16 protein-coding genes are annotated in these 16,480 nt (G+C 66.6%); 1 reads left to right on the plus strand and 15 read right to left on the minus strand.

Features of this window, described 5'->3' with window-relative positions:
• From VGC77_RS20005 to VGC77_RS20055, 11 genes are all read right to left on the minus strand, one after another.
• Window positions 1-363: enoyl-CoA hydratase/isomerase family protein (locus VGC77_RS20005; RefSeq protein WP_331173316.1), on the minus strand; the 363-nt coding region annotated here is incomplete at its 3' end.
• A 30-nt stretch (window positions 364-393) separates the two neighbouring features.
• Window positions 394-1,941 (minus strand): AMP-binding protein, encoded by a 1,548-nt coding sequence (locus tag VGC77_RS20010; protein ID WP_331173317.1) that lies wholly within the window; start codon window positions 1,939-1,941, stop codon window positions 394-396.
• On the minus strand, window positions 1,934-2,455 hold the full coding sequence (locus VGC77_RS20015; protein ID WP_331173318.1) for a (2Fe-2S)-binding protein: 522 nt from the start codon (window positions 2,453-2,455) through the stop codon (window positions 1,934-1,936). Before VGC77_RS20015 ends, VGC77_RS20010 begins: the two co-directional genes overlap by 8 nt.
• Window positions 2,452-3,264, minus strand: coding sequence for an FAD binding domain-containing protein (locus VGC77_RS20020; RefSeq protein ID WP_331173319.1), 813 nt, complete (start codon window positions 3,262-3,264; stop codon window positions 2,452-2,454). The genes VGC77_RS20015 and VGC77_RS20020 overlap by 4 nt, the downstream gene beginning before the upstream one ends.
• Window positions 3,261-6,254 (minus strand): xanthine dehydrogenase family protein molybdopterin-binding subunit, encoded by a 2,994-nt coding sequence (locus tag VGC77_RS20025; protein WP_331173320.1) that lies wholly within the window; start codon window positions 6,252-6,254, stop codon window positions 3,261-3,263. The genes VGC77_RS20020 and VGC77_RS20025 overlap by 4 nt, the downstream gene beginning before the upstream one ends.
• Before the next feature lie 132 nt (window positions 6,255-6,386).
• Window positions 6,387-7,229, minus strand: coding sequence for an AraC family transcriptional regulator (locus VGC77_RS20030; protein ID WP_331173321.1), 843 nt, complete (start codon window positions 7,227-7,229; stop codon window positions 6,387-6,389).
• 11 nt (window positions 7,230-7,240) lie between these two features.
• Window positions 7,241-8,008, minus strand: coding sequence for an ABC transporter permease (locus tag VGC77_RS20035; protein WP_331173322.1), 768 nt, complete (start codon window positions 8,006-8,008; stop codon window positions 7,241-7,243).
• Window positions 8,005-8,835, minus strand: coding sequence for an ABC transporter ATP-binding protein (locus tag VGC77_RS20040; protein ID WP_331173323.1), 831 nt, complete (start codon window positions 8,833-8,835; stop codon window positions 8,005-8,007). The genes VGC77_RS20035 and VGC77_RS20040 overlap by 4 nt, the downstream gene beginning before the upstream one ends.
• A 15-nt stretch (window positions 8,836-8,850) precedes the next feature.
• Complete coding sequence (locus tag VGC77_RS20045) at window positions 8,851-9,888, minus strand: ABC transporter substrate-binding protein (RefSeq protein ID WP_331173324.1); 1,038 nt, start codon at window positions 9,886-9,888, stop codon at window positions 8,851-8,853.
• Between the two features lie 56 nt (window positions 9,889-9,944).
• Entirely contained in the window at window positions 9,945-11,357 is a 1,413-nt protein-coding gene (locus VGC77_RS20050) for a UbiD family decarboxylase (RefSeq protein ID WP_331173325.1), read from the minus strand.
• Between the two features lie 20 nt (window positions 11,358-11,377).
• Window positions 11,378-11,995: a UbiX family flavin prenyltransferase gene (locus tag VGC77_RS20055; protein ID WP_331173326.1), complete on the minus strand. Its 618-nt coding sequence runs from the start codon at window positions 11,993-11,995 to the stop codon at window positions 11,378-11,380.
• Window positions 11,996-12,155: 160 nt separating this feature from the next.
• Here VGC77_RS20055 and VGC77_RS20060 point away from each other — a divergent pair, with 160 nt between their 5' ends.
• Complete coding sequence (locus tag VGC77_RS20060; protein WP_331173327.1) at window positions 12,156-13,085, plus strand: LysR family transcriptional regulator; 930 nt, start codon at window positions 12,156-12,158, stop codon at window positions 13,083-13,085.
• Here VGC77_RS20060 and VGC77_RS20065 read toward each other — a convergent pair.
• Genes VGC77_RS20065 through VGC77_RS20080 form a run of 4 tightly spaced genes read right to left on the minus strand, consistent with a single transcriptional unit; the run spans window position 13,069 to window position 16,439 of the window.
• Window positions 13,069-13,779, minus strand: coding sequence for an ABC transporter ATP-binding protein (locus VGC77_RS20065; protein WP_331173328.1), 711 nt, complete (start codon window positions 13,777-13,779; stop codon window positions 13,069-13,071). The genes VGC77_RS20060 and VGC77_RS20065 overlap by 17 nt on opposite strands.
• Complete coding sequence (locus VGC77_RS20070; protein WP_331173329.1) at window positions 13,779-14,519, minus strand: ABC transporter ATP-binding protein; 741 nt, start codon at window positions 14,517-14,519, stop codon at window positions 13,779-13,781. The genes VGC77_RS20065 and VGC77_RS20070 overlap by 1 nt, the downstream gene beginning before the upstream one ends.
• On the minus strand, window positions 14,516-15,553 hold the full coding sequence (locus tag VGC77_RS20075; RefSeq protein WP_331173330.1) for a branched-chain amino acid ABC transporter permease: 1,038 nt from the start codon (window positions 15,551-15,553) through the stop codon (window positions 14,516-14,518). Before VGC77_RS20075 ends, VGC77_RS20070 begins: the two co-directional genes overlap by 4 nt.
• The gene (locus VGC77_RS20080) at window positions 15,546-16,439 is read right to left on the minus strand and encodes a branched-chain amino acid ABC transporter permease (protein ID WP_331173331.1); all 894 of its coding nucleotides are present in this window, start codon (window positions 16,437-16,439) and stop codon (window positions 15,546-15,548) included. Before VGC77_RS20080 ends, VGC77_RS20075 begins: the two co-directional genes overlap by 8 nt.
• Between the last annotated feature and the right edge of the window lie 41 nt (window positions 16,440-16,480).

The raw sequence follows: 16,480 nt of genomic DNA on the forward strand, positions 1-16,480 counted from the left end.
AAAACCGACGCCGAAGCAATAGCCGCGATTGGCGACGATCACCGGCTTGGCGCAGCGCGCGGGTGCTGCGATGTTCCAGGCCAGTTTCGAGACGTGCTCGGGCGAGGCCTCCATGAAGCCGCCGATATTGCCGCCGCTGGAAAAATGCTCGCCGACCGAGCGCAGCACGATGACGCGAACGCGATCGTCCTCGTCGAGGGTTTCAAACACCAGCCGCAACTGATCGCGCTGCGGCATGCTGACGACGTTGTAGGGCGGCCGGTCGAGAATGATATCGGCGCGCTGATGGGCTTCGTCGATCTCGACGTGAAAGCCGTCGAGCTTGCCGAGGCGGGGATCGGTGAAGGCGTAGGATGACGGCATTGGAGATGTCCTTCTGTTGGGATCTTGAGTTCAGGCGGCGCCGGGCGGCGCGCGTTCCGGATCGTAGTCACCGGCAACCAGCAGCCGGCGCAGCAGTTTGCCGACCGGCGATTTCGGTAGTTCATCCACGAACACGATGCGCCGCGGACGCTTGAAATTCGCCAAACCCGACGCCTGGCAGAACTGCTCCAGTTCGCGCGCGCTGACCGGCGCGCCGCGCTTGACGAACGCCGCGACGATCTTGCCCCAGCGCTCGTCCGGCAATCCGACCACCGCGACCTCGGCGACCGCGTCGTGCAGCGACAGGCAGCTTTCCACTTCGACCGGAGAAACGTTCTCGCCGCCGGTGATGATCATGTCGTCAACTCGTCCTGTGACGAAAAGGTCGCCGTCGGCATCGATGAAGCCGGTGTCGCCGGTGAAGTACCAGCCCTCGCGCAGCGCCTTGGCATCGGCCTCCGGGCGTCGCCAATAGCCTTCGAAAGCTTCGTCGCTGGAAAGATGCGCGATGATCTCGCCCTCTTCGTCGATCGCGGCGACATCCGCCACCGAAGTGGCATTCAACCGCACCACCCTGATATGCTGATTGATGCCGGCGCGGCCGGCGGAGCCCGGCTTGGCGACCGCGTTCTGATCGATCGCGAAGGTGTAGATCTCCGAGCTGCCGTAATGATTGACGAACAGCTCGGGGCGAAACGCCTGGTCGAGCTTCTTCAACAGCCCGTCGGTCATCGACGCGCCGGCGAAGCCGAGCTTGCGTACGCTGGAGACGTCGCTTCCGGCGAAATCCGGGTGATACACCAGGTCGTGATACAGCGTCGGCACCAGATAGAGGGTGCTGATGTTTTCCGCCGCGATCAGCTTCAAGGCCTGGGGCGGATCGTAACGCGGCAGGCAGACGAAGGTGCCGCCGATCAGCGACATCGCCAATAGCGAGCGCACCCCCATGGTGTGATAGAGCGGCATCACGCCGAGCGTGCGCTCGCCGCGGCCGTAGAGATTCTGCGCGACATGGGCGACCGCCGCAGCGCGCTCGGCGCGATGCCGTCGCGGCACGCCCTTCGGCTTCGAGGTAGTGCCCGAGGTGTAGAGCATGATCGACCAGGCCTCGGCGCTGACCCGCGGGTTTGCGTCGGGTGCCTCGCGCGCGACCATGTCCTTGAAGCTGAAGAATTTGTCGTCGGCGGCCTCGTCGTCGAGCCCGACCCGGCGCAGCCCCGGCGCCAGCTTCGACTGCGCCACCGCCTCAGCGCTGACGTCCTGATAGACCACCGCGCAGGATTCCGAATTCTCGATGCAGAAATCCAGTTCGTCGGCCTTGGCGCGCCAATTCACCGGGGTGATGACGATGCCGGCGAACTGGCAGGCCCAATGAATCGTCGCGGCTTCCCAGCGGTTCTGCAGCGCGGTGACGAGGTGATCGCCGGGCTTCAGCCCGATGCGGTCGAACGCTGCGACCAGCGACGAGATCTTGCCGTACCATTGCCGGTAGCTCAGCCGGACGTCGCCGTCGACGATGGCGGTGGCGTCGGGATCGCGCGCGACGCTGGCGACAAAACTGCTTCCGAGATCAAGCATCGGTGCGTTCGCTCCTGGATTGCGCCGCAAGTTCGCGGGCCGCTTCGAGCGCGGCCGTGACGATCGGCGTGTAGCCGGTGCAGCGGCACAGATGGCCGCTCAACAGGTCGCGGATTTCGGCCTCGCTCGGCGTCGGATGGTGCCGCAGGAAGTGATCGAGCGACATCAGGATGCCGGCGGTGCAGAAGCCGCATTGCAAAGCGTGGTTGCGGCGAAACGCCGCCTGCAACACGCCCAAGCGATCCGGCGCCGGCGCCAGGCCCTCGACGGTCTTGAGATCGCAGCCGTCGATCTGCACCGCCAGCGTCAGGCAGGCGCGGGTGAGCTGGCCGTCGACCGTGATGGTGCAGGCGCCGCAGACGCCGTGCTCACAGCCGACATGAGTGCCGGTGGCGCCGATGCTCTGGCGCAGGAAATCGGTGAGCAGCAGCCGCGGTTCGGCCTCGCCCTGCACCGGCTTGCCGTTCAGCGTGAAGCGCACCAGGTGGCGCTGCGAGGACGACAAGCGGCTCATTGCAGCACCTCGCGCAGCAGATCGCGGCCCATCAACCGCACCAGATCGCGACGATAGCGCGCGGTGGCGTGGACGTCGTCGCGGGCATCGAGCTCGTGGGCAAAGCCGTTCAGCGCGTCGTCGAGCGCGCTACCCTCGAGCCGCGGCCAGTCGCGCGCGGTCGGCACGTCGGCGACGCCGCCGACCGCGAAGCGCACGCCGTCCTGGGTGACGACCGCGGCGCAGGCGACGATGGCGAAATCGCCGTGCCGGCGCGCCACTTCGCGGAACGCGCAGCGCGCGTTGCCGGCTGGAAACGACACCGCCTCGATCAATTCGTCGTCGGCGCGCGCGGTCGCCATCATGCCGGCAAAGAACTCGCGCGCCGCGACCTTGCGCTGCTTGCCGGCGCTGCGCAGATGGACTTCGCCGCCGAGCGCTGTCAGCGCCAGCGGCAATTCGGCGCTGGGATCGGCATGCGCCAGCGAGCCGCACACCGTGCCGCGGCTGCGGGTCTGAGCGTGGCCGGTCCACGGCAGCGCCTTTGCGATCAATGGCAAACTTGTGGCAAGCTCCGGCCAGGCCAGCAGCGCCGCCTGCCGCACCCCGGCGCCGATCGTGACGCGACCGGACCTGTGCGTGATCGAATCCAATTCGCGCAGCCGCATGATGTCGATCAGCACTTTCGGGCGGGCGAGGCGCATGTTGAGCATCGCCATCAGCGACTGGCCGCCGGCGATGATGCGGGCATCGCCGCCGTGCTGCGCCAGCACCTCGAGCGCCTCGCCGACCGTCTCGGCCCGGACATAGTCGAACGCTGCCGGCTTCATCGCGACCACCCGACGAGCCGCAGCAGCCGCGTCAACCAGGAATCGCGCGGCACCAGCTGGCCGCCGGCGGTCGCGGCGAGGGCGGTGAAAAACTTTCCGATGATCACGCGCGTTGCGCCGTCGAGCAGCCGGCCGCCGATCGAGGCGACCTTGCCGCCGATCGCCGCCTCGTAGACGTAAGTCATCGTGGTGCCGCCGGCGGCATCGGCCGCAAGCGTGATGCGGCCCTCGCCGCCGCCGAAGCCGAGCGCGCCCTCGGCGCTGCCGCCGAGCGTCACCGCGCGCGGCGGATCGAGATCCGACAATTTGACGTCGGCGCGATAGCGCCCGGTGACGGGGCCGATGCCGAGCGTCACCTCGGCGCGGAAATAGGTATCGGAGATTTTCTCGACGCGCTCGCAGCCCGGGATCACCCGCTTCAGCGTGTCGGGATCGAGCAGCATCGCCCAGACTTGCTCGGGCGGCGCGCCGACAGACGCGCGGCCCTCGCCGCGCAGCTTGCGGTCGTTGCCGCCGGCCCGCGGCGCCGCGGCCGCGCGGCCGCCCGCGGGCGCGCCACGCTCATCGCCGCGTAAAATCTGCGCCAGCCGCGCCGGCACCAGCGGCAGCGTGATGTCCGTAATGCCGAGCGCGTCGGCCACCGCATTGGCGATGCACACCGGCGTCGACATGCAATTGCCCTCGCCGACGCCCTTGGCGCCGAGCGGAGTGAACGGCGACGGCGTCTCCATATGCAGGATCATCGGATCCGGCACTTCCATCGTGGTCGGCAGCAAGTAATCAGCGAGCGTGCCGGTGAGGAAACTGCCGTCCGCCGCGTAGGCATATTCCTCGTAGAGTGCTGCGCCAATCGCCTGGGCGAAGCCGCCGCGGATCTGGCCGTCGACCATGCCGGGATGCAGGATGGTGCCGCAATCATGCATGGTGACGTAGCGATCAATCTTCGTCTCCAGCGTCACCGGATCGATCTCGACGCCGCAGAAGTCGAAGATGAAGCCGTGGCACAGCGAGGAATTCACCCGGTCGGCATCGTCCGGCGCCGCCAATTCCGTCGGTGTCCAGAACACCGTCTCGCGCAAGGTGTTGCCGATATCGTCCGGCAATGAGCCCGGCGACCAATGGCTCAGCGCGGCGAGCCGCGTAAACGCGATGCTGTTGTCCGGGTTGGACTTCGAGCCGACCCGGCCGCCGCGAAACACCACGTCGGCGACCTCGATATTCAACTGGCTCGCCGCGACCCGCGCCAGCCGCTCCGCGAGGCGTCCGGCAGCGAGTTTCGCGGTGCCGGCGACCGCGGCGGCAAAACGACTGGCGTAGTTGCCGGACGCGATCGACCAGGCATCCTTCGCGGTGTCGATCTCGGTGTTGACGCGGACATCGGCAGGCTTGACGCCGAACACGTCGGCGACCACCTGCGACAGCACGGTGCGATGGCCCTGGCCCTGCGGCACCGAGGCGACGTGCACGGTGATGCCGCCGACCGGATCGAGCGCCACGGTGGCTGTCGCCTGCGCGCCGTTCTTCGGCCCCGCCTTGCGGCGCTCCGCCGCGGTCAGCACCGTGGTGATGTAGCCCATGTTGGAGACGCTGGGCTCGACCACCGCGGCATAGCCGATGCCGTAGCGCCGGCCTTGCGCCCGTGCCGCGTCGCGCCGCGATTTCAACTCTTCGAGCTTGCCGCCTTCGACGCCACGCGCGATCGCCTGCTGATAGTCGCCGGAATCCAGTAGCGCCCCGGTCGCGGTGCGATACGGAAACGAGCCCGCCGGCACCAGATTGCGCTTGATCACGCCGAGCGGATCGAGGCTTAGCTCGACCGCGATGCGTTGCACGAGCCGCTCCAGCGCGAAATACATTTGCGGGCCGCCGAAGCCGCGGTTCAAGCCGGTCGGGGTCTTGTTGGTGACGACGACGCGGTTGCGCACCGCGACGTGCTCGATCGCATAGGCGCCGGTGAGATTGCCGTGCATCCGGTACAGCGTCGCCGGCTCCGGCGCGCGTAAGTGAGCGCCGCAATCCTCGACCTGATCCCAGTCGAGCGCCAGAATCTTGCCGTCGGCGGCGACCGCCGCGGCGAGCGTGGTTGAGCGGTTGGTCGCCGATACCGAGGCGGTGAGATGTTCCAGCCGGTCCTCGATCCATTTCACCGGCCGGCCGACCACCCGCGACGCCGCGGCGATCAGCACGATGTATGGAAAGATTCCCTGCTTGATGCCGAAGCTGCCGCCGGAATCCGGCGGGGTACGCAGCCGCAGCCGATTGCCGGGCACCTTCAGCGCGCGCGAGATCACCGCGTGGATGCTGAACGGCCCCTGGAAATTCGCCAGCACGTCGTAGGCATCTTCTGCCGCATCGTAGTCGGCGACCACGCCATAGGTCTCGATCGGGGTGCAGGAATTGCGCGGATAGTTGATCGCGACGGAGATGCGGTGCGGCGCCTCGGCGAAGGCGCGCTCGGGGTCGCCGTAACGAAAGCTGCGATCGCTGGCGACATTGCCGGCAAAGCCGTCATGCAGCACCGGAGCGTCCGCCGACAGCGCGATGAGCGGATCGATCACCGCCGCGCGCACCTGGTAGTCGACCTCGATCAGGTCGACGCCGTCTTCGGCGAGATAACGGTCCTGCGCGATCACCAACGCCACCGCCTCGCCGACATAGCGCACCCGGTCGACCGCGATCGGCCAGCATTGCACCGGCGCCTTGACGCCGACCACGAGGCTCGAGGTCAGCGCGGTGATGTCGTCGCCGGTCAGCACCGCGACGACGCCGGCGAGCTGCCGCGCGGCCGCGGTGCGGATCGCGACGATGTCGGCATGGGCGTGCGGCGAGCGCAGGATCGCCGCATAGAGCGTGCCCGGCCGGGTGCCGAGATCGTCGATGTAGCGGCCGCGCCCGGTGAGCAGGGCTGCGTCCTCGACGCGCTCGATCGAGCGGCCGACCCAAGGCCGGTTGACGTCGAGCTCGATTGCCGCTTCGGCGGGTTGCGCCATCCTGAACTCGTGCTCCCGGTCGCGCGTGTGATCCGCGCGTGAGCAACCTTGTCAGCAGATCGGCGGACCGGGCCATGCCGGTCGTGCTCGGCAATTACCAAACCGTCTCATTCGAACGACCGCCACGCGGCGTCAGCTCGCCAGCCGCGACACGTTGCGGAATTCGCGCGGGCCGACGCCGGAATGGTTGCGGAAGAACCGGGTGAAATGCGCCGGCTCGGCGAAGCCCAGGGTCTCGCCGATTTCACCGAACGGCGCATCTTGATGCAGCACCGCTTGCACCGCATGTTCCATCCGCACCACGTTGAGATAGACCTTCGGCGGCATACCCTCGGAATTCTCGAACAGTCGGAAAAAATGCGCGCGCGACAGCCCGGCGGCCTTGGCGAATTTGTCGATGTTCGGCGCGCGGCCGGCCTCGGCGCGCATCGCGTCGATCGCCCGGCGAATGCGCCAGTCGCGTCCGGTCACCGCCATCTCGCGAATCGAGCTCGGGAAACTGCGCCACGGCGTGAAGCGCTCGATCACCGCCACCATCAGATCGGACAGCAGCGTCTCGTGCGCTAAGACGCTGTCCGGCCGCGACATCATCTCGGCGGCGAGCGCCATGCTGAGGTTGCGAATCCGCGGCGAGATTTCGCCGGAGGGCTGGCTGAAGAATCCCGGCGCGCCGCTGGCCGCCCAGCCCGGACGGAACCGCTTCAGCCATTGCGGCTCGACATAGAGCGCCAGGATCAAGGTGCAGGGCCGGTTCGGATCGTGCACATAGGCGTGCGGCTGCCAGCCATTGACCAGCACCGCGCCATTGTCGGTCAAAGGATAGACCTGATCGCCGACCACGAACTGGGTGTCGGCGCCTTCGACCTTCAGCAGCACATGGCAATGCGGATGGGCGTGCCGCACCAGCGAACAATCCATGTCCAATAGCGCGACACGGCCGAATTCGCCATGGGCGATACGCAACGCAGTCGACATGCAACCTCCGCTCAGGCGTTGGTCTTCCAGGGGATCAATCGGCGTTCGATCTCGTCAAGCACGATCGAGAACACGAAGCCGAGGATCGCGATCACCAACAGGCCCACATACATGGTGTCAACGGTCAGCACCTGCCAGGCGTTCCAGATCATGAAACCGATGCCGTCGTCGGAGGCCACCATCTCCGAGATCGCGATCAGGATCAGCCCCATGCCGGCGGCGAGCTTGATCCCGGCCATGATCGACGGCAGGGCTCCAGGCAGCGCGATGGTGCGGAACACCTGCCAGCGGCTGGCGCGGAAATTGTGCCCGACGTCGAGATAGATCCGATCCAGATTGACGACGCCGACCATGGTGTTGATGACGATCGGATAGAACGCGCCGAGCGCCACCATCACCACCTTGGAAAATTCGCCGAGCCCGAAGATCAACAGCACCAAGGGCAGGATCGCGCTTTTCGGAATCGGGTAAGTCGCGGAAATCAACGGATCGATCGCCGCCCGCAGCGGCCGCGAAATCCCCATCGCCAGGCCCAGCAGCAGCGCCGGCACGCCGCCGAGCAGCATGCCGAGCGCCAGCCGCCGCAGGCTCGCCAGCGTATTATGCACGAGTTCGCCGGAGGCCAGCAACACGCCGATCTGATGCACGATGCTGGACGGCGGCGGAAAGAATCGGACGTCGATCAGCTGGAACCGGCCGGCCGCCTCCCACAACAGCAACAGCAGGAGCGGCGTCAGAATGCCGATCGCGCGCTCATAACCTTTCAACCCGTGGTTCATGATGCGCTGCCCTCCAACTGCCGCGCGCGATTGACCTCCTCGCGCAACTGTTCCCAGATGTCGTAGACCAGTTCGCCATAGGCCGGCTTGTGGCGCAGCTCCAGCACGTTGCGCGGCCGTTCGAACGGCACGTCGATCAGCGCCTTGGCGCGGCCGGGATTGGCGGTCATCACCATGATGCGGTCGCCGAGCGTCACCGCCTCGTCGACGCTGTGGGTGATGAACACCACGGTCTTGCGGGTGGCTTCCCAGATCCGCAGCAATTCCTCATGCAGCAACAGCTTGTTCTGTTCGTCGAGCGCGGAGAACGGCTCGTCCATCAGCAAGATTTCCGGATCATTGGCAAAGGCGCGGACGATCGACACCCGCTGCTTCATGCCGCCGGACAATTGATGCGGATAGCGGTCGCGGAACCGCCACAGCCCGATCCGCTCCAGCCAGACCCGCACGCTGTCGGCGACCTCCGGCTCGGCGACCTTGCGCATCCGCAGCCCATAGGCGGCGTTGTCGAACACCGTCATCCAGGGAAACAGTGAGTCGCCCTGGAAGATCATCGAATTGCTCGGCCGCGCGGGATCGACCTGGCGGACGTCGACGCGGCCTTCGCTTTCGTGATCGAGCCCGGCGAGAATCCGCAGCAAAGTGGTCTTGCCGCAGCCGGAGGGGCCGACGATGACGAAGAACTGGCCCTGCAGAATATCCACGGTGATGCCGTCAAGCGCCACGAAGCCCGAGGTGCCGAAATATTTCCGCACCCCGGACAGCGAGATCTGGGTCGGCCGCGGCGCCGCCGCCGCGCGATCGTGAACGATTTGAATCGCCGCCATGCTGTCTCCGTTGTCTCAGTTCGGCTGGTAAGGCCCGAGTTGCTTGACCGCGTTGGCCGCGAACGACATGTCGACGACGTCGCCGACCACCACCGGCTTTTCGACCTGGCCCTGCGCCACGAAAAACTTCAGATCGTCGGCGAGGCTCGTCATATTGATGGCGCCGTCCGGCGAGATGCCGTTCGGCACCATGGTCTCGAACAACTTGCGATTGGTGAGCCCGGTGGTCTTGATGATCAGATCGATCAGCTGCTCCGAGCCAGGACCATTGAACAGCCCCTTGCGGGTGGCGTCGTTGTAGACTCGCGATGCCTTGACGTAGGCGTTCATGAAGCGCTGGCCGACGTCGCGGCGCTTGGTCAACAGATCGTCGCCATACAGCAGGATCGCAACCTGCTGGCCCGGATACAGCGAGGGATCGGAGAACCGCACCGCGACGCCGCTGTCGATCGCCTGGCTCGCCGACGGCTCGGTGGTGATCGCGCCGTCGATGGCTTTCGACGACAGCGCCACCACTTGCTGCGGATAGCTCATATTGACGTTGTCGGCGTCCTTGTAGGTCAGGCCGCCCTTGCCGAGCGCGACCGCGAGCTTGGCGTTGGTGGCCGAGCCCGGCCCCGCCGCGGCGAGCTTCAGCCCCTTGAGATCGGCCAAGCTTTTCACCTTGCCGGAATCGATTAGATCCTTGCGCAGCAGCAGCGGCATGTAGTCATAAGCGGCGGCGGTGGAGCCCTTGTCGGCGACGATCTTGACGCCTATGCCGCGGCCGACCGCGTTGAACAGCCCGGCCGAGGAGGCCCCGGCGCCGATGTCGATCTGCCCCGCGGCGAGCGGTGCGATCATCCGCGGCCCGGAATCGAACGGGATCAGTTCGACCTTCAAGTTCTGCTCGGTGAAGAAGCCGCGTTGTTGCGCGATGTAGAACACCACGTCGCTGATCACCTTGTTGACGCCGACCTTGAGGGTCGTTGCGTTCTCGGCGTGCAGCCCGCCCCCGCCGGCCAGAAAGGCGCAGACCCCTGCCATCGTCACTAGCGCAGCTCGTCGCTTCATGCGTCGCCTCCCAAAAAGACTCCCGGCTTGTGCCGGCGTTGCATTATGCGTCGGCGTCAGATGATCCGCGCCAGCGCCGCCTTCGGGTCGCTCTGCAGCACGCGCGACAGATCGACGTCTTCCAGACCATGAACGTGAATTCGCTTGAACACCATCGGTTCGGCTTCCAACGGCTTGGTGGCGTCGAGGCCCATCTTGGCGCTGATGCCGGCGTCGCTGGAGGGATCGAGCTTGGAGCCCTGCGCGCCGGACACCACCACGAGGTCGCGATCGGCTTGGAACCTGGTCGCGATCGCCCATTCGATCTCGTGCGGATCGTCGATGTCGACGTCCATATCGACGATCACCACCTGCTTGAGATCGTAATGCCCGCCGAACGCGCCCATGATGATGTTCTTCGGCTCGCCATTGTTGGTCTTGTCGATCTTGACCACGAGGTGATAGCGGCACACCCCGCCCCGCGTTAAGCGTACATCCCGCACGCTGGAAAAGCTGCGCTGCAGATGCTCCAGCAGCGTCGCCTCGCGGGGGATTTCGCCAAGCACCAAGTGCTCCATGCCGCCGCCGACGATGGTGTGGAAAATCGGGCTGGCGCGATGGGTGATGGCGTCGACCTGGATCACCTCGCGGTCGGCGCGCGGTCCGTAATATTGCGGGAATTCGCCGAACGGGCCTTCCGGCTCGCGAACTTTCGGCAGGATGCGGCCCTCGATCACGATTTCGGCGTGCGCCGGCACCCGCACCTGATTGGTGCGACACTTCACCATCTCGATCGGATGGCCCAAGAGCGCACCGGCGATTTCCATCTCGTCTTCGTCGACCGCGGCGATCGCCTGCGACGCCAGGATGCAGGCCGGATGTACGCCGATCACCAGCGCGATCTCCAGCGGCTGGCCGGCCGCTTCCGCCATCTTGAAGTAATGCTGGGTGTGGCGCGGCAGCAGCAGCACGCCGATGCGGTCCGGCCCGCTGACCTGGCAGCGATGGATCGAGACGTTCTGGATGCCGGTCAGCGGATTGCGCGCGATCAATAGCGCCGCGGTGATGTAGGGCCCGCTGTCATGCTCATTGTGCTTGGGGATCGGCAGTTGCTTTAAGAGATCGACGTCGCGGTGGATCACCTGTTGCGCCGCAGCCTCCTCGACCTCGACCCAGGGCAGCGGATGCCGCACCGCGTCCTGAAACCGCGTCAGCAACTGATCAGTCGGGACGCCGAGCGAATCGGCGACCCAGCTGCGGTCGGCGAAGATGTTGGCGACCACCGGGATTGCATGCTGGCCGGGCTGCGGAAACAGCACCGCGCTGTCGCGCTCCAACGTCTTCGCCACCGCGGCGAGTTCGTCGCTCAGCGCGATGCCGGCGCGGGCCACCGCGAGCCGGCCGCTGGCTTCGAGCTGGCGCAGCCAGCTGCGCAGATCCGGCGTGGCGTTGTGCCCGGCGAGGGCGTGCAGGCTGCTTGTCTTGGTCATCGTTTCCTCTGGCAACGTGGTCAGTTCGGCTGCTCGGTCGCGGCGCGGCGACGTTGCAGCGCAGGGTCTTCGCCCCAGCGCGGCGCCACGCCGACGTCGATGTCGTAAAGATCGAGCACTCGCCCCACGGTGTGGTCGACCATGTCGTCGAGCCCGTCCGGCTTGGCGTAGAACGCCGGCACCGGCGGCGCGATGATCGCGCCGATTTCCGACAGCGCGGTCATGGTGCGCAGATGCCCAGTGTGCAGCGGCGTCTCGCGCACCATCAAGACCAGGCGGCGGCGTTCCTTCAGCGTGACGTCGGCGGCCCGCGTCAGCAGCGTGGTGGTGACGCCCGAGGCGATCTCCGACATCGAGCGCATCGAGCACGGCGCCACGATCATCCCCATGGTGCGGAACGAGCCGGAGGCGATCGCAGCCGCCATGTCGTCGATCGGGTGATGGGTGTGCGCCAGCGCCTTGACCTCGGCGATCTTCAGCCTGGTCTCATAGGCGAAGGTGATTTCCGCGGTTTTCGACATCACCAGATGGGTTTCGACCCCGGCGTTGCGCAGCAGCTGCAACAGCCGCACGCCGTAGATCACGCCCGAGGCGCCGGAAATGCCGACGATCAGGCGTCGCCGCGAAGACTGCATCATGGTTTCCACCCAAATCCCTTATGCCCCGGGTTTCGTTGCGCGAACGCGGGGTCAGGCCGGCAAGGCTACGCGCCGCCGCCGATCACTGCAAATAATAGATTTTGATTTTCTCGATCATCAAAAGTGATGATATGGTTCCCCGCGACCGGAGGGCTGGGCCATGGATTTCAAGCAGATGCAGTATTTCCTCTGCCTGGCGCAGGAGGGCAACGTCACCCGCGCGGCGCGGCAGCTCAACATCGTGCAGCCGGCGCTCAGCATGCAGATCGCCAAGCTGGAAAAATCCGTCGGCAAGCAATTGTTCTATCGTCAGGCGCAGGGCGTCACGCTGACCGCGGCGGGCGAAACCCTGGCCAGGCTCGCCGGCTCGATCATGCAGACCATCGACCACGCCCGCGAGGAAATGGCGCGGCTCGACGGCAAGATCTCCGGCCGGGTCTCGATCGGCATGATCACCTCGGCGGCGCAGAGCACGCTCGCCACCTCCTCGGCGAAGATCGCGGCGCGCTATCCGGAGATCCAGCTTCTGGTCTGCGAGGGCTATACCGAGATGTTGCTGGACTGGGTCGCCGCCGGCCAGCTCGACATCGCCATCGTCAACATGCCGCCCGGCAAATCGCCGCTCACCGCGCACCATATTCTCGACGAACAGATGATGCTGGCGCGGCGCCCCGGCAGCGCGCTGGCGCTGCCGGCGATCGTGCCCTATGCGCGGCTGAAGGGCATGGACATCGTGATCCCGTCGCGGCGCCACGGCTTGCGCCGGATTCTCGACGCCGCCGCGGCCGAGGCCGACTTCACGCTGAAGCCGCGGCTGGAGATCGATACGTTGTCGGCGATCTGCGAGGTGGTGGCGACCACCGACCTCGTCACCGTGCTGCCCGGCATCGCGCTGCACGCCGCGTTGGCCGCCGGGCGCTTGCAGGCGCATCGGCTGAAGAAACCGGCGATCGCTCGAACCGTGGCCTGGGCCACCCACCCGCGCCGCGTGGTCTCCGCGGCGATGACCGCGGTGATGGACATCATCTCCGCGGATCTTCTGGCAGCGGCGAACCAGGCGTCGCGGCTGGTGATCACAGCACCGCGATGACGTCCATCAACCGGGCGCGGTCGGCGGCGTCCTTGGCATTGCCGGTCAGCACCACCGCGCCGCGCTCCAGCGCATAGAAGCGGTCGGCGACGCCGAGCGCGCCGTCGACGTTCTGCTCCACCAACAGGATGATGGTGCCGGCCGCCTTCATTTCCGCGATGATCGCGAAGATGTCGGCGGCGATCATCGGCGCCAGGCCTTCGCTGGGCTCGTCGATCAAGGCCAGCCGCGGCCGCCCGACCATGACCCGCGCCATCGCCAGCATCTGCTGCTCGCCGCCGGACAGTGTGGTGCCGGCCTGCCGGCGGCGTTCGGCGAGCCGCGGCATCCGCTCGTAGATCAGCTCGATCTCGCGGTTCTGCTCGGCGCGGCTGCGGCCCCTGCGCTGCATCAGCCCGAGCTTGAGGTTTTCCTCGACGCTGAGGCCGGGAAAGATCCGGCGGTCTTCCGGCACGAAGCCGACGCCTTGATGGCAGACCTTGTCCGCGGTCAAGCCGTCGAGCCGCTCGCCGTGCAGCGTAATGGCGCCGCCGGAGGCACCGACCCAGCCGGCCACCGCCTTCATCAGCGTGGTCTTGCCGACGCCGTTGCGGCCGAAAATCCCGATCACCTCGCCGGGTTGCGCCTGCATCGTTACACCCTGAATGATGTGCGACAGCCCGTAATGCACTTGCAGTTGCTCGATCTTCAACATCACGCGTGCCCGAAATAGGCGGCCATCACCGCGGGATCGGCGCGCACCACGGCCGGCGCGCCCTCGGCGAGCTTGCGGCCCTGATGCATCACCACGATGTGGTTGGAGATGTCCATCACCACGCCGATGTCGTGCTCGATGAGGAGAATGGTGACGTCGCGCGCCAGATCGCGGATCAAGGCGGCGGTGTCCGCGGTGTCGGCATGGCTCATGCCCTGGGTCGGCTCGTCGAGCAACAGGATGCTGGGTTCGGTGGCAAGCGCCACCGCAATTTCGAGCCGGCGCTGTTCGCCATGCGACAACGCGCCGGCGAGTTCGCCGGCTTTCGGCGCCAGCGCAAAGCGCTCGACCAGTTCATGCACCCGCGCCAACGCCCGCCCGCTGCGGGAGACCGGCAGCAGAAAGCGGCCGGTGGTTTCAAGCCGCTGCGCCGCCAGCCGCAGATTCTCAAACACCGTGAGTTCAAAGAACAAATTGGTGATCTGGAACGAACGCCCCATCCCGGCGCGCTGCATCTGGTAGGGCGGCCGCCCGGTCAGATTAACGCCGCGCAGCATGACCTTGCCGGAGCTCGGCCGGATCATGCCGCTGATCAGATTGAACAGCGTGGATTTGCCGGCGCCGTTGGGGCCGATGATGGTGGTGATGGCGTTCTGCTCGGCGTCGAACGAGACGCCGTCGACGGCGCGGATGCCGCCGAAGCGGACGCCGAGCCCGCGGACTTCCAGCACCACGCTCATCGCCCGGCTCCGCGCAGCGCCCGCTCGATCAGCGGCCGCACCAGCCCCATGACACCCTTCGGCAGGAAGATCACGGTGGCCATGAACAACAGCCCGATCACGATCAGATGGTGTTGGGTCAACGAGCCGATCACCGATTTCAGCACGGTGAGGATGACGCCGCCATACAGCGCGCCGGCCAGCGTGCCGACGCCGCCGATCACCACGGTGATCACCGCGTTGCCCGAGGTGGTGAAGAACAGCAGTTCCGGCGAGACGAAGCCGCGCAGCATCGGATACAGCGCGCCGGACAACGACGCGATCACCGCCGCGAGCACATAGGCCGACAGCCGCAGGTTGCGCGTCGAATAGCCGAGCGACGGCACCCGGCGCTCATTGGCGCGCAGCGCCAACAGCACCCGGCCGAACGGCGTGTCCAGCAGATAGGCGCAGACCGCGTACAGCCCGACGACGAAGGCCAGCGTGAACAGGAAGAAGCCGGCCGGCGAATTCGACATCACGGTGAAGACGCCGAGGTCGATCGGGACCACCGGCACGCCGATCAAGCCGTCGGAGGCGCCGAGCGAGCGGGTGTTGTACACCGCGCGGGCGGCGACCTGCGCCAGCCCGAAGGTGACGAGCGCGAAATACACGCCGCGGACCCGGTTGGCAATCAGCCCGGCGATGAAGCCGATCACCAGCGAGACCACCAGCGCCGCGGCCATCGCCGCCCAGAATGACGGCACCTGTTTCAGCACCACCGCAGAGACGTAGGCGCCAAGCCCGAAATACAGTGCCTGGCCGAGCGACAACAGCCCGGTGTAGCCGAGCAGGATATCCACCGACAGCGCGAGGCCGGCGAAGATCAGCGCCTCGGTGCCGAGCCGCAGAAAGAACCGATCGTCCTGCATCACCCCGACCGCGGCGAACACCAACGCCGCCACCACGAACAGCGCGACCAGCACGTGGCTCGCCCGCATCGAAAGCCCCAGCCGGTCGATCACCCGCGCCGGCACGGCGGCCACCTTGGCATCGTCCACGTTGATATCAACCATGACCGAGCCGCCCGAACAGTCCTTGCGGCCGGATCACCAGCACCAGCACCATGATGCTGAACACGATCGGATCGCTCCACACCGGCGACACCACCAGACTGGACAGCGCCTGCACCTGGGTGATCACCAGGCCGGCGACGACGGCGCCAGCGATCGAGCCCATGCCGCCGACGATCACCACGGTGAAGGCGAGGAAGATGAAGTCGCGGCCCATGGTCGGAAACACCGAATAGATCGGCGCCAGCAGCACGCCGGCGAGCCCGGCGAGCGCCACCCCAAAAGCAAAGGTGCCCGCGAACACCCGCTCCACCGGCACGCCGAGCGACGCCGCCATATTGCGGTCGTAGGCAGCGGCGCGCACCATGGCGCCGAACCTTGTCTTGTTGACCACGACCGCCACCGCGACCACGATCGCGATGCCGAGCACGATCAGGAACATCCGATAGGTCGGCAGGATCACGCCCATCACCTCGATGGCGCCGGGGATCGGCGTCGCCGGCCGCTGCGTGGTCGAGCCGAACACCACTTTCAGCCCCTCCTCGAGCACGAGGCCGAGCCCGAAGGTCAACAGCAACGTGGTGACGTGGCGATCCGGCATGTTGAACACCCGCTGGATCAGCCCGCGTTCCACCACATAGCCGATCGGCATCATCAGCAGCGGCACGATTACGATCAGCAGCCAGAAGCTCAGGCCAGAGGCGCCGAGCGCCAGCGCCAGATAGGCGCCGAGCGCGTAGAACTCGCCATGCGCCATGTTGATGACGTCGAGCAAGCCGAAGATGATGGTCAGCCCGAGCGCCACCAGCACCACGGCGACCCCGAGCGACAGCCCGGTGATCATCTGCGGCGCCAGCACGAACTGGACGTAGTCGAGCAGCGCCGTCATCGGCCGTCACCAGGTCGAGATCGCACGCCGACGCCGGCCCA

Origin of the sequence: Rhodopseudomonas sp. (assembly GCF_036404135.1) — a bacterium.
In the GTDB taxonomy this organism is placed as follows: domain Bacteria; phylum Pseudomonadota; class Alphaproteobacteria; order Rhizobiales; family Xanthobacteraceae; genus Rhodopseudomonas_A.

Coding starts and splice junctions, on each gene's coding strand:
- VGC77_RS20040 (WP_331173323.1), bottom strand. CDS start 8,835: ATGGCGGCGATTCAAATCGTTCACGATCGCGCGGCGGCGGCGCCGCGG.
- VGC77_RS20050 (WP_331173325.1), bottom strand. CDS start 11,357: ATGACCAAGACAAGCAGCCTGCACGCCCTCGCCGGGCACAACGCCACG.
- VGC77_RS20080 (WP_331173331.1), bottom strand. CDS start 16,439: ATGACGGCGCTGCTCGACTACGTCCAGTTCGTGCTGGCGCCGCAGATG.
- VGC77_RS20070 (WP_331173329.1), bottom strand. CDS start 14,519: ATGAGCGTGGTGCTGGAAGTCCGCGGGCTCGGCGTCCGCTTCGGCGGC.
- VGC77_RS20010 (WP_331173317.1), bottom strand. CDS start 1,941: ATGCTTGATCTCGGAAGCAGTTTTGTCGCCAGCGTCGCGCGCGATCCC.
- VGC77_RS20020 (WP_331173319.1), bottom strand. CDS start 3,264: ATGAAGCCGGCAGCGTTCGACTATGTCCGGGCCGAGACGGTCGGCGAG.
- VGC77_RS20060 (WP_331173327.1), top strand. CDS start 12,156: ATGGATTTCAAGCAGATGCAGTATTTCCTCTGCCTGGCGCAGGAGGGC.
- VGC77_RS20055 (WP_331173326.1), bottom strand. CDS start 11,995: ATGATGCAGTCTTCGCGGCGACGCCTGATCGTCGGCATTTCCGGCGCC.
- VGC77_RS20035 (WP_331173322.1), bottom strand. CDS start 8,008: ATGAACCACGGGTTGAAAGGTTATGAGCGCGCGATCGGCATTCTGACG.
- VGC77_RS20015 (WP_331173318.1), bottom strand. CDS start 2,455: ATGAGCCGCTTGTCGTCCTCGCAGCGCCACCTGGTGCGCTTCACGCTG.
- VGC77_RS20030 (WP_331173321.1), bottom strand. CDS start 7,229: ATGTCGACTGCGTTGCGTATCGCCCATGGCGAATTCGGCCGTGTCGCG.
- VGC77_RS20065 (WP_331173328.1), bottom strand. CDS start 13,779: ATGTTGAAGATCGAGCAACTGCAAGTGCATTACGGGCTGTCGCACATC.
- VGC77_RS20025 (WP_331173320.1), bottom strand. CDS start 6,254: ATGGCGCAACCCGCCGAAGCGGCAATCGAGCTCGACGTCAACCGGCCT.
- VGC77_RS20045 (WP_331173324.1), bottom strand. CDS start 9,888: ATGAAGCGACGAGCTGCGCTAGTGACGATGGCAGGGGTCTGCGCCTTT.
- VGC77_RS20075 (WP_331173330.1), bottom strand. CDS start 15,553: ATGGTTGATATCAACGTGGACGATGCCAAGGTGGCCGCCGTGCCGGCG.